Source organism: Pseudomonas sp. QLc11A (assembly GCF_052112305.1).
In the GTDB taxonomy this organism is placed as follows: Bacteria; Pseudomonadota; Gammaproteobacteria; order Pseudomonadales; family Pseudomonadaceae; genus Aquipseudomonas; species Aquipseudomonas laurylsulfatiphila.
Window position 1 is genome coordinate 115,693 of the sequence record NZ_JAVAJJ010000006.1, and the last position, 13,423, is coordinate 129,115.

General features: G+C 58.9%; 14 protein-coding genes. 10 read left to right on the plus strand and 4 right to left on the minus strand.

What is annotated here, in order from left to right; genetic code table 11:
* Window positions 1-199 precede the first annotated feature (199 nt).
* From uvrD to Q8X48_RS11260, 4 genes are all read left to right on the plus strand, one after another.
* Window positions 200-2,383: a DNA helicase II gene (gene uvrD, locus Q8X48_RS11245; protein WP_095964375.1), complete on the plus strand. Its 2,184-nt coding sequence runs from the start codon at window positions 200-202 to the stop codon at window positions 2,381-2,383.
* A gap of 156 nt (window positions 2,384-2,539) precedes the next feature.
* Window positions 2,540-2,980 carry an EamA family transporter gene (locus tag Q8X48_RS11250; RefSeq protein WP_095964376.1) on the plus strand — a complete coding sequence of 147 codons (441 nt, stop codon included), beginning with the start codon at window positions 2,540-2,542 and terminating at the stop codon, window positions 2,978-2,980.
* Window positions 2,981-3,159: 179 nt separating this feature from the next.
* Entirely contained in the window at window positions 3,160-4,038 is an 879-nt protein-coding gene (locus tag Q8X48_RS11255; RefSeq protein ID WP_126048363.1) for a Tim44 domain-containing protein, read from the plus strand.
* A gap of 138 nt (window positions 4,039-4,176) precedes the next feature.
* Window positions 4,177-4,584, plus strand: a complete 408-nt coding sequence (locus Q8X48_RS11260; protein WP_003187120.1) for an SMI1/KNR4 family protein — start codon at window positions 4,177-4,179, stop codon at window positions 4,582-4,584.
* Window positions 4,585-4,606: 22 nt separating this feature from the next.
* On the opposite strand, the gene Q8X48_RS11265 is transcribed toward Q8X48_RS11260, so the two are convergent.
* Window positions 4,607-6,370: a cation:proton antiporter gene (locus Q8X48_RS11265; protein ID WP_407800743.1), complete on the minus strand. Its 1,764-nt coding sequence runs from the start codon at window positions 6,368-6,370 to the stop codon at window positions 4,607-4,609.
* Between the two features lie 286 nt (window positions 6,371-6,656).
* Between Q8X48_RS11265 and Q8X48_RS11270 the strand changes: the two genes are divergently transcribed.
* The gene (locus tag Q8X48_RS11270) at window positions 6,657-7,139 is read left to right on the plus strand and encodes an acyl-CoA thioesterase (RefSeq protein ID WP_007971685.1); all 483 of its coding nucleotides are present in this window, start codon (window positions 6,657-6,659) and stop codon (window positions 7,137-7,139) included.
* 108 nt (window positions 7,140-7,247) lie between these two features.
* On the opposite strand, the gene pdxY is transcribed toward Q8X48_RS11270, so the two are convergent.
* A complete protein-coding gene (pdxY, locus tag Q8X48_RS11275; RefSeq protein WP_007971684.1) occupies window positions 7,248-8,120 on the minus strand; it encodes a pyridoxal kinase PdxY in 873 nt (290 codons plus the stop codon).
* A 119-nt stretch (window positions 8,121-8,239) separates the two neighbouring features.
* Here pdxY and Q8X48_RS11280 point away from each other — a divergent pair, with 119 nt between their 5' ends.
* Window positions 8,240-8,653 (plus strand): DUF3301 domain-containing protein, encoded by a 414-nt coding sequence (locus tag Q8X48_RS11280; protein ID WP_007971681.1) that lies wholly within the window; start codon window positions 8,240-8,242, stop codon window positions 8,651-8,653.
* A 4-nt stretch (window positions 8,654-8,657) separates the two neighbouring features.
* Here the strand turns inward: Q8X48_RS11280 and Q8X48_RS11285 are convergent, their stop codons facing one another.
* Window positions 8,658-9,629 carry a CobW family GTP-binding protein gene (locus tag Q8X48_RS11285; protein ID WP_407800742.1) on the minus strand — a complete coding sequence of 324 codons (972 nt, stop codon included), beginning with the start codon at window positions 9,627-9,629 and terminating at the stop codon, window positions 8,658-8,660.
* A gap of 27 nt (window positions 9,630-9,656) precedes the next feature.
* On the opposite strand from Q8X48_RS11285, the gene Q8X48_RS11290 reads away from it, so the two are divergent.
* The gene (locus Q8X48_RS11290) at window positions 9,657-10,013 is read left to right on the plus strand and encodes a hypothetical protein (RefSeq protein WP_041474970.1); all 357 of its coding nucleotides are present in this window, start codon (window positions 9,657-9,659) and stop codon (window positions 10,011-10,013) included.
* A 15-nt stretch (window positions 10,014-10,028) separates the two neighbouring features.
* Here the strand turns inward: Q8X48_RS11290 and zigA are convergent, their stop codons facing one another.
* Window positions 10,029-11,234, minus strand: coding sequence for a zinc metallochaperone GTPase ZigA (gene zigA, locus Q8X48_RS11295; protein ID WP_407800741.1), 1,206 nt, complete (start codon window positions 11,232-11,234; stop codon window positions 10,029-10,031).
* Window positions 11,235-11,375: 141 nt separating this feature from the next.
* On the opposite strand from zigA, the gene Q8X48_RS11300 reads away from it, so the two are divergent.
* The 3 genes from Q8X48_RS11300 (at window position 11,376) to Q8X48_RS11310 (ending at window position 13,369) form a co-directional block, all read left to right on the plus strand.
* On the plus strand, window positions 11,376-11,753 hold the full coding sequence (locus Q8X48_RS11300; protein WP_407800740.1) for a glutamine synthetase: 378 nt from the start codon (window positions 11,376-11,378) through the stop codon (window positions 11,751-11,753).
* 131 nt (window positions 11,754-11,884) lie between these two features.
* Entirely contained in the window at window positions 11,885-12,784 is a 900-nt protein-coding gene (gene folE2 / locus Q8X48_RS11305) for a GTP cyclohydrolase FolE2 (RefSeq protein ID WP_407800739.1), read from the plus strand.
* 24 nt (window positions 12,785-12,808) lie between these two features.
* Window positions 12,809-13,369, plus strand: a complete 561-nt coding sequence (locus Q8X48_RS11310; RefSeq protein WP_015097421.1) for a gamma carbonic anhydrase family protein — start codon at window positions 12,809-12,811, stop codon at window positions 13,367-13,369.
* Window positions 13,370-13,423 lie beyond the last annotated feature (54 nt).

Consider the following 13,423-nt stretch of genomic DNA (forward strand, 5'->3'; position numbering starts at 1 on the left):
ACAAGCAATTGCCCGGACCAAACTGCTGTTGATCAATAAATCGCCAATTTTTTCAGCCGCCGCCCCACCCTGAAAACCCTAAAGGCACGCCCCGCCAACGCCTGCAGCCGATGACTGACCGGTCGTCCCTCGCGTAACTTTCATCGGTTAATGCGAAGCGGAGTTTGCCCGGTGTGTCGCGGCCCCCTAGAATGCCCCGATGCGCGATGATCTCTCCCTTCTGCTGAACTCCCTCAACGATGCCCAACGCCAGGCCGTAGCGGCCCCCGTGGGTCGTCAGTTGGTCCTGGCCGGTGCTGGTTCCGGTAAAACCCGAGTGCTGGTGCACCGTATCGCCTGGCTGATCCAGGTTGAAAACGCCTCGCCCCACTCCATCCTGTCGGTGACCTTCACCAACAAGGCTGCTGCCGAGATGCGCCAGCGCATCGAGCAACTGATGGGCATCAACCCGGCCGGCATGTGGGTCGGCACCTTCCACGGCCTGGCGCACCGCTTGCTGCGGGCGCACTGGCAGGAAGCAGGCTTGAGCCAGACTTTCCAGATTCTCGACAGCGATGACCAGCAACGGCTGGTCAAGCGGGTGATCCGCGAACTCGGCCTGGACGAGCAACGCTGGCCGGCCCGTCAGGCCCAATGGTTCATCAATGGGCAGAAAGACGAAGGTCTGCGCCCGCAACACATTCAAGCCAGTGGCGATCTGTTCCTGGCGACCATGCGCGGCATCTATGAGGCCTACGAGGCCGCGTGCCTGCGCGCCGGTGTCATCGACTTCTCCGAACTGTTGCTGCGCGCCCTCGATCTGTGGCGCGATCACCCAGGCCTGCTCGCTCACTATCAAAAGCGCTTCCGGCACATCCTCGTGGACGAGTTCCAGGACACCAACGCCGTGCAGTACGCCTGGTTGCGCCTGCTGGCCAAGGGTGGCGACAGCCTGATGGTGGTGGGCGATGACGACCAGTCGATCTACGGCTGGCGTGGCGCGAAAATCGAGAACATCTACCAGTATTCCGAAGACTTCCCGGACGCCGAAACCATTCGCCTGGAGCAGAACTATCGCTCCACCGCCGGCATCCTGAAGGCAGCCAACGCCTTGATCGCCAACAACACCGGACGTCTGGGCAAAGAGCTGTGGACCGACGGTGGCGACGGCGAGGCAATCAACCTGTATGCAGCCTTCAACGAACACGACGAAGCACGCTACGTTGTCGAAACCATCGAAAGCGCGCTGAAAACCGGCCTGTCTCGCAGCGATATCGCAATTCTGTACCGCTCCAACGCCCAATCGCGGGTTCTGGAAGAAGCGCTGCTGCGTGAACGCATTCCGTACCGCATCTATGGCGGCCAGCGCTTCTTCGAGCGCGCCGAAATCAAGAACGCCATGGCTTACCTGCGATTACTCGAAGGGCGGGGCAACGACGCCGCGCTGGAACGGGTGATCAACGTGCCGGCCCGCGGCATCGGCGAGAAAACCGTCGAAGCGATCCGCGACCATGCGCGCCACAGCGATGTATCGATGTGGGAAGCGATGCGCCAATTGGTGGCCAACAAAGGCCTGACCGGTCGTGCGGCCGGTGCCCTTGGCGCGTTTATCGAGTTGATAGAGAACCTCGCCGCCAAGTGCATGGAAATGCCGCTGCACCTGATGACCCAGACCGTCATCGAGCAATCGGGCCTGATCGCCTATCACGAAGCGGAAAAAGGCGAAAAAGGCCAAGCCCGGGTGGAAAACCTTGAGGAACTGGTCAGCGCCGCGCGTAACTTCGAAAACAGCGAAGAAGACGAAGACCTGACGCCATTGGCAGCGTTCCTCGGTCACGCGTCGCTGGAGGCCGGCGATACGCAGGCCGACGAGCACGAAGACAGCATTCAACTGATGACCCTGCACAGCGCCAAGGGCCTGGAATTCCCTTACGTGTTCCTGGTGGGCATGGAAGAAGGCCTGTTTCCGCACAAGATGAGCCTGGAAGAGCCCGGCCGCCTTGAGGAAGAGCGTCGCCTGGCCTACGTCGGCATTACCCGGGCGATGCAGAACCTGGTAATGACCTACGCTGAAACCCGACGCCTTTATGGCAGCGAGACCTACAACAAGGTGTCGCGCTTCGTACGCGAAGTGCCCAAAGGCCTTATTCAGGAAGTACGTTTGTCCAACAGCGTCAGCCGGCCGTTCGGTGGCAACCAGTCGATGAGTGGCAGCAACCTGTTCAGCGGCAGCGAAATTCCGCAAACCGGCTTCAGTCTGGGCCAGACCGTACGCCATTCGATCTTCGGTGACGGCGTGATCCTCAACTTCGAGGGCGCCGGTGCTCAGGCCCGGGTGCAGGTGAACTTCAGCGAAGGCAGCAAGTGGCTGATGCTGGGTTACGCCAAGCTGGAAGCGATCTGAACCAGACAGAGGACCTTTGTGGGAGCGGGCTTGCCCGCGAAGAACGATGACGCGGTATTACTGCACTACCGCGGTGTACCCATTCGCGAGCAAGCCCGCTCCCACAGGGTTCCGTGTGGTCTTGCAGATATTGATCTGAATAAGGTGCAAAAAAGCATGGGCTCAGGCTTTTTTTCCTCCTGGACATTCTGGGCCCTGTTATCGGCGGCGTTCGCGGCGATGACCGCCATTTTCGCGAAAGTCGGCATCGAAAACGTCAATTCCGACTTCGCCACCCTGCTGCGTACGATCGTGGTATTGGTCAGCCTGGCCTTGATTTTGTACGCTACGGGCCAATATCAGTCATTAGGATCGATCTCGGCAAAGAGCTACCTGTTCCTGCTGTTGTCTGGCCTGGCCACCGGTGCGTCGTGGATCTGCTATTTCCGTGCACTCAAGGTCGGTCCAGCGTCACTGGTTGCCCCGGTGGACAAACTCAGCGTGGTGTTGGTGGCCGTACTTGGCGTAGTCCTGCTGGGTGAAAAACTCGACTTGCGCCAATGGGGCGCAATGGGTCTGATCACGGCCGGAGTCGTCATGCTGGCATTACGTCGCTAAGCGAGCGTCCTACAGAACTTATCCATTCATCTGACAGACCAAAGTCAAAAGGCCCTATTGCACTGATTGAAGCTGAATAAAACCTGTCAGGCAAAAGCCCGAAACACTCTGCCGCTAGCCAGTAACACTTCAGCTGTGCAACATGGCGCGCGTGCCTTCCACAAATGGGAATTCCCTTTATGAAACGTTTTCTTAGCATCGCCATGGCGTTGTGCATCGGCCTGACGATGAGTCTCGACGTCAATGCCGCCAAGCGCTTCGGTGGTGGCAAAAGCGCAGGCGCTGCGCCGACGCACCAGACCAGCCAGATGGCTCCTTCTTCTCCAGGCATGGGCGGCGCTGCGGCGACCGCTGGTGCTGCCGGTGCCGCTGGCGCCGCTGCCAAGGCCGGTGGCGCTTCGCGCTGGCTCGGCCCTCTGGCCGGTATCGCTGCCGGCGGCCTGCTGGCCTCCATGTTCATGGGCGACGGCTTCCAGGGCATGCAGATCCTCGACATCCTGATCATGGCTGTCATTGCATTCCTGGTCTTCCGCTTTATCGCCGCCCGTCGTCGCAAGCAGCAGGAGCATTACGCTCCGGCCGGTCACGCACCGATGCAACGTGAAGCGTTCGAACAAAAGCCTGCCGGCGGTTCGATTTTCGGTGGTTCGCCAGCGCCTGTTGCCGCTCGTCCAGTGATCAACGCTCCAGCCTGGTTCAACGAAAGAAACTTCGTCGAAGCAGCGCGCAATCACTTCCAGTCCCTGCAACAGCACTGGGACGCCAATGAAATGGACAAGATCGCCGAGTTCGTGACCCCGCAAATGCTGGAGTTCCTCAAGCGTGAGCGTGCCGACCTGGGTGACGGTTTCCAGTCCACCTACATTGATAACCTCAATGTACAGCTGGACGGTGTGGATGATCGCGCCGACAAGACCATTGCCACCCTGACCTTCACCGGCGTGTCGAAAACTTCGCGTTTCGACCAGGGCGAAGTCTTCAGCGAAAGCTGGAACATGGAACGTGCACAGGGCGAAAACCAGCCTTGGCTGGTGGCAGGTATCCGCCAGAACGGCTAATCCCGCACCGCGCTTCACTTGCTGAAAAGAAAACCCCAGCCCTGGCTGGGGTTTTCTATTTCGCGGTTGCATCTATAGCAAGCTACTGTATAAACCGCCCCATATAAACCGCGCCATACAAGCAAGAGGATCCCGGACGTGGAAGAAATCATCGAACAACTGCGTGAAGCCAACGAACCGGTACCGGTCCCCTTGGAGTTGCCTGACGAAGACCTGCTGGTCGAAATCGAAGAACAACTGTTCATCGACATTCCATTCGTCTTCAGAGAGTTTCTGCTGACCGTCAGCGACGTGGTCTACGGTAGCCTGGAACCGGTCACCGTGACTGACCCGCAATCCCACACCTACCTGCCCGACGTTGCCGCCAACGCCTGGGACGCCGGTGTCGATCGCAGCCTGATCCCGATCTGCCAGGACGGTGACGACTACTACTGCGTCGAAGAAGACGGCACCGTGGTGCTTTGGCAGGCCGAAGAAGAGCTGATCGCCGAAGAAACCTGGGAGTCGGTGTGGCACTGGGCACGGGACGTCTGGCTGGAAAGCTGATCCAGTCAACGCCGCGGGGTGGTCAATGCCCGGACGACTCCTTGTGATTATCAAGGGTTTCCAGCAGCGCCACCTGCATCCGCGTATGCACACGTATGAACCAGCGCCATAGCAGCGCCGCCACGGCGGCCGCGACCACGGCGATCAGTACCAGCAACTTGTTGGTCGGCAGAATACTGGCCGACAAGGCTGCCAACAGCAAAAAGATCACCAGCAGCGACAGGATCGGGATCACTTCGGAGATCACCCTGCGCACTCGCTGCGTATGGCGCCCGGCCATCTCTGGCTTGACGCCCATTTCCGCCAGCAACATCGACAGGGCTTTGAGCTTGCGGTATGCCGCAATCAAAAAAGGCAGCGACAACAATAGCGCCCCACCCCAGATCAATGCCTTCTGCCAGCTCGGGTCGCTGATCCAGCCTTGCACGTAAGCCGACATGCGCTCGGCGAAGTACGCGCCCGAGAAGAAAATCGCGATCACCAATGCCAGGTTGACCCCAACCTGCAGCAAAATCCTTCTGATCATCGACGCCAGCAACGCTCCCTCGCCCTGAGGCTGGATGCTGCGCAGCCATTCGCCGTACATCCCCAACACCCGTCCCAGGCGTTCCGGCATGACGCCCGCAAGCTTGATCGACAATGGATCAGCCGCGCGAATCAGATAAGGCGTCAGCAAGGTGGTGATAACCGACACAGCCACAGCCACCGGGTATAAAAAGTTACTGGTGACCTGCAACGTCATGCCCAGTGCAGCAATGATGAAAGAGAACTCGCCAATCTGTGAAAGACCCATCCCGACCCGCAGCGACGTGCGCCCGTCATTACCGGCGATAAATGCACCAAGGCCGCAGGACAACATCTTGCCGAGCACCACGGCTACGGTGATTACGGCGATTGGCCAGGCGTACTGAAGCAAGATCGCCGGATCGAGCATCAGCCCGATGGCGACAAAGAAAATCGCGCTGAAAAGATCTCGAACCGGTTCAATCAAGCGCTCGATTTTCAGCAGTTGCCGGGATTCAGCCATGATCGCGCCGATCAGGAACGCGCCGAGGACCATGCTGTATTCAAGCCTGACCACCAGCAGGCAGAAGCCGAAACACAGGCCCAGCACGGTAATCAGCAGCATTTCGTTGCTCTCGAACCTCGCCACGTAGGCCAGCAACCGCGGCACCAACAGAATGCCGATGACTAATGCGACGATCATGAACAGCGACAGTTTGCCCACTGTAGAAAACACTTCGCCCGAGCTGACCGTACCACTGACGGCGATGCTGGACAGAAGCGCGATGATGCCGATGCCCAGAATGTCTTCGACGATCAGCACACCGAATATCAACTGCGCAAACCGCTCGTTCTTCAACTTCAGATCATTGAGTGCCTTGACGATGATGGTGGTTGAGGAAATCGCCAGGATCGCGCCGAGGAACAGTGAATCCATGGTGTTCCAGTCAAACCAGCGACCGATCTCGTAGCCGATCCAGATCATCAGCACGATTTCCAGGAATGCCGCGATGAAGGCCGTGGCACCGACCTTGAACAACTTGCGCAGGCTGAACTCCAGGCCCAGGCAGAACATCAGGAATATCACCCCGAGTTCGGCCAGGGTCTTGATGGTTTCTTCGTCATGGATCAGGCCGAATGGCGGGGTGTGCGGGCCGATGATGAAACCGGCGACGATGTAGCCCAGCACCACCGGTTGTTTCAGGCGATGAAAAACCACGGTCACCACACCTGCGATCAACATGATCACTGCCAGATCCTGAATGAAACTGATGGCATGCATGGCGAGCGGCTCCCTGATTGAAGTTGCCCGACTCACAGACGCAGGAATGGTCTGATCAAGCCGAGCAAAAGTCTGCTTTGCGCGTAGGAAATACCCCTGTCTCCGGGCTTTTTGCAGGGTAACACCGCGACTTCTGGCAGAAAGGCGGTGCAATATATGGAAACAGATCGATCCGGCGTGACGGCGACTCCGCACCCGGCGTCCCGATAACTGTTGGTTTGAAAAAACCGCAGAGGCACCCGCAGAGGTGCATCCCTCAAACCTGGCCTTGACCCGTGAGAATGCTATGGAACCCGGAAACGCCCAGCTGTCGATGACGGTATTGATGACCCCAGACATGGCCAACTTCTCTGGCAATGTTCACGGTGGCACCCTGCTCAAATACCTCGACGAAGTGGCCTACGCCTGCGCCAGCCGTTATGCCGGCCGTTATGTGGTGACCCTGTCGGTGGACCAGGTCATTTTCCGTGAGCCGATCCATGTCGGCGAACTGGTGACCTTTCTCGCCTCGGTCAACTACACCGGCAACACTTCCATGGAGGTGGGCATCAAAGTGGTCACCGAGAACATTCGCGAGCGTTCGGTGCGTCACACCAACAGCTGCTTCTTCACCATGGTCGCGGTGGATGACCAGCGTAAACCTGCCCAGGTACCGCCGCTGCAACCGGACAACAGCGAGAGCAAGCGCCGCTTCATCCAGGCCCAGCAGCGCCGGCAGATTCGCCAGGAACTGGAAAAGCGTTATCAGGAGATCAAGGGCGACGCCTGAGTTTGTTCAGTCAGGTTGACGGTGTTCTCTAGATAGCCTTCGCGAGCAAGCCCGCTCCCACACAGGATTGTGCAAGCGGGCTTGCTCGCGAATGGGCTCAACACTCAATCAGAGGCTGATCGGGGTCGCCTCGAACCGCACCCGCGGATGGGCAATCCGGTCCTGAGCCCGAACCAGTTCCAACTCGTAGCTGGCACAGGCCTGGGTTTCCAGCAGCACTTCATGCACCGCCGACGCCGCGAACTCGAACGCGGCCACCAGGCTGTCACCCAACAGCACGCGTGCCAGGAACAGCCCGGACGTCAGATCGCCCACACCCACCGGCTGACGCGGGAACGCCAGCAACGGGCGCTGCAAATGCCAGCTGCCTTCGGCTGTCACCAGCAGCATCTCAAAGACCTCTGCCGACTTGCCTGGGTAGTCCAGATGCTTGACCAGCACCGCTTTCGGGCCGCGCGCCAGCAATGCACGCGCCATGGCCAGGCAATCGAACAGCGATTGCGGCTTGCGCCCGGAGAAACTGTCCAGCTCCAGCTGGTTCGGGCACATGAAGTCCGCTACGGCGGCGGCCTCCTCCAGCAGAAAATCACTGACTTCCGCCGGAACACTGCAGCCTTTCTCCGGATGCCCCATCACCGGGTCACACAGGTACAGTGCCTTGGGATTCATCGACTTGATCCGCGTCACACCCGTCAGGATCGCCCGGCCCTGGGCCGCACTGCCGAGGTAACCGGAGAGCACCGCATCGCAGTTGCCCAGCTCGCCAATCGCCGCGATACCCTCGACCAGCTCAGGTATCTGATGCGGCGCCAGCACTTCGCCGGCCCATTGACCGTACTGGGTGTGATTGGAGAACTGCACGGTGTTGAGCGGCCAGACATTCACCCCGACCCGTTGCATCGGGAAAACCGCGGCACTGTTGCCGGCGTGACCGAATACCACGTGGGACTGGATAGCGAGCAAATGCGGTGTACGTTTCATGCGGTGGATTTCCGTAAAACGATTGAAATTCTAGCCGCGCAGTATGCGACTAAACGCAGCCTGTACGACAGACCAGCGACGCAGTTAAGCTGACACTATCTTGTTGGAGCACCCTGTTGATGCTGACCCTTGGAAATATATTCGTGCTGATGCTGTTCGCCACTGCCGGCGCATGGCTATGGCACAACCACGGCTTGCGCGAGCGCGCGCTGGAGCGGGTCAAGCAGCATTGCACCAAGCTCGGGATCGAATTGCTGGACGGCAACGTGGCGTTGAAAAGAATCGCGTTCATCAGGGATGCCAGTGGGCGGCGACGCCTGGCCCGTGTGTATAACTTCGAATTCACCGTGACCGGCGAAACCCGCCACAACGGCACCATCACCCAGTTTGGCGCTCACAGCGCACAGATTGAACTGGCGCCCTACCCGGTCCCGTTCGACGAAACCGAACCGGTGGTCGATGTGGTAAAGCCTCGCGCAGAAGTGATCGAGCTGAGCCAGTGGCGTCAGGAACATACCAAGTGGCGGCCGTAAGCCGTTAAGCCGATTCGGCTCGGCACGCTGCCAGTTCACTCTGCAACAGTTCTGCATCCCGGGGCTCACTGAAAATCAGCTCGATGCGTGAATCCTGCCGCCACTCACTGGGCTGCCAGTCCAGCGCCGAGTTATCCACCGCGTTCGCCGAGATCCATCCGTTGGCGCCGTGGATAACCAGCTTCGCCCGCCTCCAGCCAAGGCTTTCAAGCCACTGGCCAACCAGCGCAGCATCAAATACCTGGCTTGGGTGCCAACGCCATCCGATGCTCCAGCCTCCGTCCTGCTCCTGACTCAGGCAAATGGGCAACGCGGGATCGCTCCAGACCGCCGGCAGCTGCGCCAATCCCTTGGGCAAAACGAAGTTATCCACACCTGCCTGCGCTTTGGCATTCAGCCCCGGCAACTCGCTCAAGGATAAAACAGCCTGTTGCGTCCAGCACAGAGGCGTCGGCGGCAATAGCGCGGCGACTTGCTGGCGACTGTCTTCCTCGAGACCTTCGGACTTGTTCAGCAGTAACAGTCCCGCATGGCTCAGGGCTTGCTGTTGTGCATCCGGCAACGGTTTGCCAGCGGCGAGCGCCTGGGCGTCCAGCACCAACACACAAGGCTGAACAGCCAACACGCCTTGCCAAGGTGCTTCGCTCAATTGCCTGAGCAACTGCGCCGGATGCCCCAGCCCCGAGGGCTCGATGAACAGCCGATCCGGTTGCGCCTTGCGCAACAAGCGCCCAAGGCCAATCTGAAAGGGTGCACCGTTGACGCAGCACAGGCAGCCCCCGGCCACTTCACCCAGTGCGATACCATCGGCGTCCCGGGTCAGCAGCGCAGCGTCGAGACCGATCTGGCCAAACTCGTTGATCAACACCGCCCACCGCTCGCCTGCCGGGCGCTGGGCCAACAGGTGCTTGATCAGGCTGGTCTTGCCGGCGCCCAACGGACCGGCAATGACATGAGTAGGGATATTCTGCAGCATGGTCGATGATTTCTGAGGAGGTAGTGGATGCGGTTGATTGGCTTGTCGTTGCTCCTGGCACTCGTTTCAGGCGAGGCGCTGGCCCAGGCCTGCGTGGTTCACAGCCAGGCCGAGCGGCTTGATGTCCAGGTTTGCCAGCAGAACCGCAACATCCCGCCAAAACTCTTCGCCGATGGTTTCTGCCAGCCGAATCTGGCGGGGCAGAAAGTCGATGTGCAGTATGTCGATCAATGCCCCGGCGGCGCATTTGGCATCTGCAGCAACGCCCAAGTCGCCAATATGCCCTACCGCCAGGATATTCACTATTACGGCGTTGCCACCGACGCGGCATATTTGCAGCCGTACTGCGAGGCCCAGAGCCAGGGCACCTGGCTCAAGCCATGAAGCGCCATCAGAGGATCAGGCAGCGTCTTCGTACCAAGGGCCGAATGGATCAGGCAGCAAACGCCAGCCCTCTGCGCCCAACGCCATTTCCTCATCGCTCAGCAGGCAGGCGTCCAGTTCGGCGGTGAGCTGCGTGAAGTCGATGTTCTGGCCGATGAACACCAGTTCCTGGCGACAATCCCCGCTGTCGGCGGTCCAGTTTTTCATGATCCCGGTGGTACTTTCTTCGTCCTGCGGCCATTGGTTTTTCGGTACGAAACGCCACCAGCGCCCGGCAAAACCATAGCGCATCAGTCCACCGGCCTGGGACCAGCTGCCGGCGTCCATATGCTTGCTCGCCAGCCAGAAAAAGCCCTTTGAACGCAACAGCTTGCCGTTGTCCCAAGGGCCGTCGATGAAGTTGAAGAAACGCTGTGGATGGAACGGCCGACGTGCCCGGTAAGCGCTGGAAGCAATGCCGTATTCTTCGGTTTCCGGCAGGTGCTCCCCGCGCAACTCCTGCAACCATCCCGGCGCCTGGGCAGCCTTTTCGAAGTCAAAACGACCGGTGTTGAGAATTTTATCCAAGGGGATTTCGCCCATCGTCATCGCAATGATTTCCGCCCGGGCATTGAGCCGCTCGAGGATGGCGATCAATTCCTCGCGTTGGTGGCTGCTGATCAAGTCGATCTTGCTGAGCAGAATCACATCGGCGAACTCGACCTGCTCAATCAACAGATCGGTAATCGAACGTTCGTCTTCTTCGCCAAGTGTTTCTCCCCGGGAGGCCAGGCTTTCGGCAGCCTGGTAATCGAGAAGGAAGTTCATACCGTCGACCACCGTGACCATGGTGTCGAGACGCGCGATGTCGTTGAGGCTCTGGCCGTTTTCATCGCGAAAGGTGAAGGTTTCCGCCACCGGCAGCGGTTCGGAAATGCCGGTGGATTCGATCAGCAGATAGTCGAAGCGGCCCTCCCTGGCGAGTTGGCTCACTTCCTCGAGCAAGTCTTCACGTAACGTACAGCAAATACACCCGTTACTCATTTCCACCAACCGCTCTTCAGCCCGATTAAGGCTGACATCACGCTGGACTTCGGTGCCATCGACGTTGATTTCGCTCATATCGTTGACGATGACTGCAACCCGCAGACCATCGCGATTACGTAGTATGTAATTAAGAAGTGTACTTTTTCCGGCGCCAAGAAAGCCGGAGAGAACGGTCACGGGGAGTCGGTTGGACATCTGCATATTCCTCACAGGGATGCCCGGTCGCTGTGTCGGGCTTACACAATGTTATACTGTAACAACACAAATAAACCATCCCTCTTGCCCGGCCGGGCAAAGGACAGGATCCTGAACGCCGCTTCCGACGCGATAAAGCCCATGCACAACGCCCTGAAAACTGCACTGTTCATGCTTTCCCTGCTGGTGGCAGCCGACGCGATGGCACAGGTCCCGAGCCTGGCCAGATGCACCCGCAGCGCCAACCTGCTGGCCTGCGTGGATGCGGATGGCAACACCTACAGCGTGAACACCGCTGGAAACACAATCTATCTGCGAGGTTTCGAAATGGTTGGAAAGCGCCATTGGGTGCAGACCAACAGCCGATACGGTCAGCTGGTGTTTTTCACCGGCATCGCTTCCGATGGCGAAACCTGGGTTGGCTACAACCAGCGCGTCGGCTGGACCACGATCAACCGGTTTTCCAGCTCCGGTGGCAGCAGCGCGAAGTTCACCTGCAACCGGATCACTGGCTGTTAGGCCCGCACCGGCCAAAATCAGGCTAAGCACATGGCGCCTGGGCATGATGGAGAGCTGCTCATAAAAAAAGCATCGTCGACTTGATTGTTATACTATAACATGACAAATCAACTCCCACGATGGACCTGCTCATGAATGCGCTGACTCTGCCGGATATCGCCGCGCAGGCCTCACGCCAAGCCCTGCCACTGGAGTGGGTGGGCATGTGCGGCATTGCTCTTCCCGTTTTGTTTGATGGCCAACGCTTGAATGCAAAGGCTGATGCCGGCGTGAGCCTCGACGATGGCAATGCGCGCGGCATTCACATGTCACGGCTCTATCTGGCGCTTGAATTGCTGGAGCAGGAAAGCCTTTCACCGGCTTTATTGCGACGGGTTTTGCAGCGTTTTCTTGAGAGTCATGAAGACCTGTCCAGTAGTGCGCACTTAACTATTCACGCCGATGTACTGCTGAAAAGACAGGCGCTGATCAGTCCATTGGCAGGCTGGAAAAGCTATCCGGTGAGCATCGAAGCGCGTTTGAAAAACACGATGTTCCACGTGGAACTAAAAATCGACGTGCCTTATTCCTCAACCTGTCCGTGCTCCGCGGCCCTTTCTCGACAGTTGATACAGCAGCAATTCGTCAATGATTTCGCCAACAAGTCACTGCAACACGCTGACGTTTTAGCGTGGCTGGGCTCCACGAACGGCATTGTCGCCACACCTCACAGCCAGCGCAGCAGCGCAAAGTTGCGCGTACGGTTGGCTGATTTCCTGGATAACCTGCCTCTGATCGCCATCATCAACGACGCCGAAGCCGCACTCGGCACAGCCGTTCAAACAGCGGTAAAACGCGCCGACGAACAGGCCTTCGCCTTGGCCAATGGTCAGAACCTGATGTTCTGCGAGGACGCCGCGCGCCGTTTGAATCTGGCCCTGAAACGTTCCACAGGCATCAATGCCTTCCACATTCGTGTGATCCACGCAGAAAGCCTGCACGCCCACGACGCCGTTGCCGAGACCCGTTTCAACTGGGGACAACCTCAATAACCTGTACAACGCATTGAGCAAACCATGATCCGCAAGAATCCATCCGGAGATTTACCGCTGATTGCCGAGTCTGCTTACGTCGACAAGACGGCAATCATTTGCGGCAAAGTGGTGATCGGCGAGAACGTGTTCGTCGGTCCCTACGCCGTGATCCGCGCTGACGAAGTCGACGAATCGGGCGACATGCAGCCGATCACCATCGGCGCCAACTCGAACATCCAGGACGGCGTGGTGATCCACTCCAAATCCGGCGCGGCAGTGACCATTGGCGAATTCAGTTCCATCGCCCACCGCTCGATCGTGCATGGCCCCTGCACCGTGGGTAATCGGGTGTTCATCGGCTTCAACAGCGTGCTGTTCAACTGCGTGGTCGGTGACGGTTGCGTGGTACGACACAACTCGGTGGTCGACGGGCGTGACCTGCCTGAAGCCTTCTACGTGCCCTCCACCATGCGGATCGGCCCCAACACCGATCTCTCGCAATTCCCGCCGGTAAGCGTCAGTGCTTCGGAGTTTTCCGAAGACGTGGCGCGCACCAACGTCGATCTGGTGCGCGGCTACAAAGCCCTGCAAAACGAGTTCTGACCATCAGCAGCGTGCTGATTGGCAATGCCCGGCTAGTGAATGCGCCGATACAAA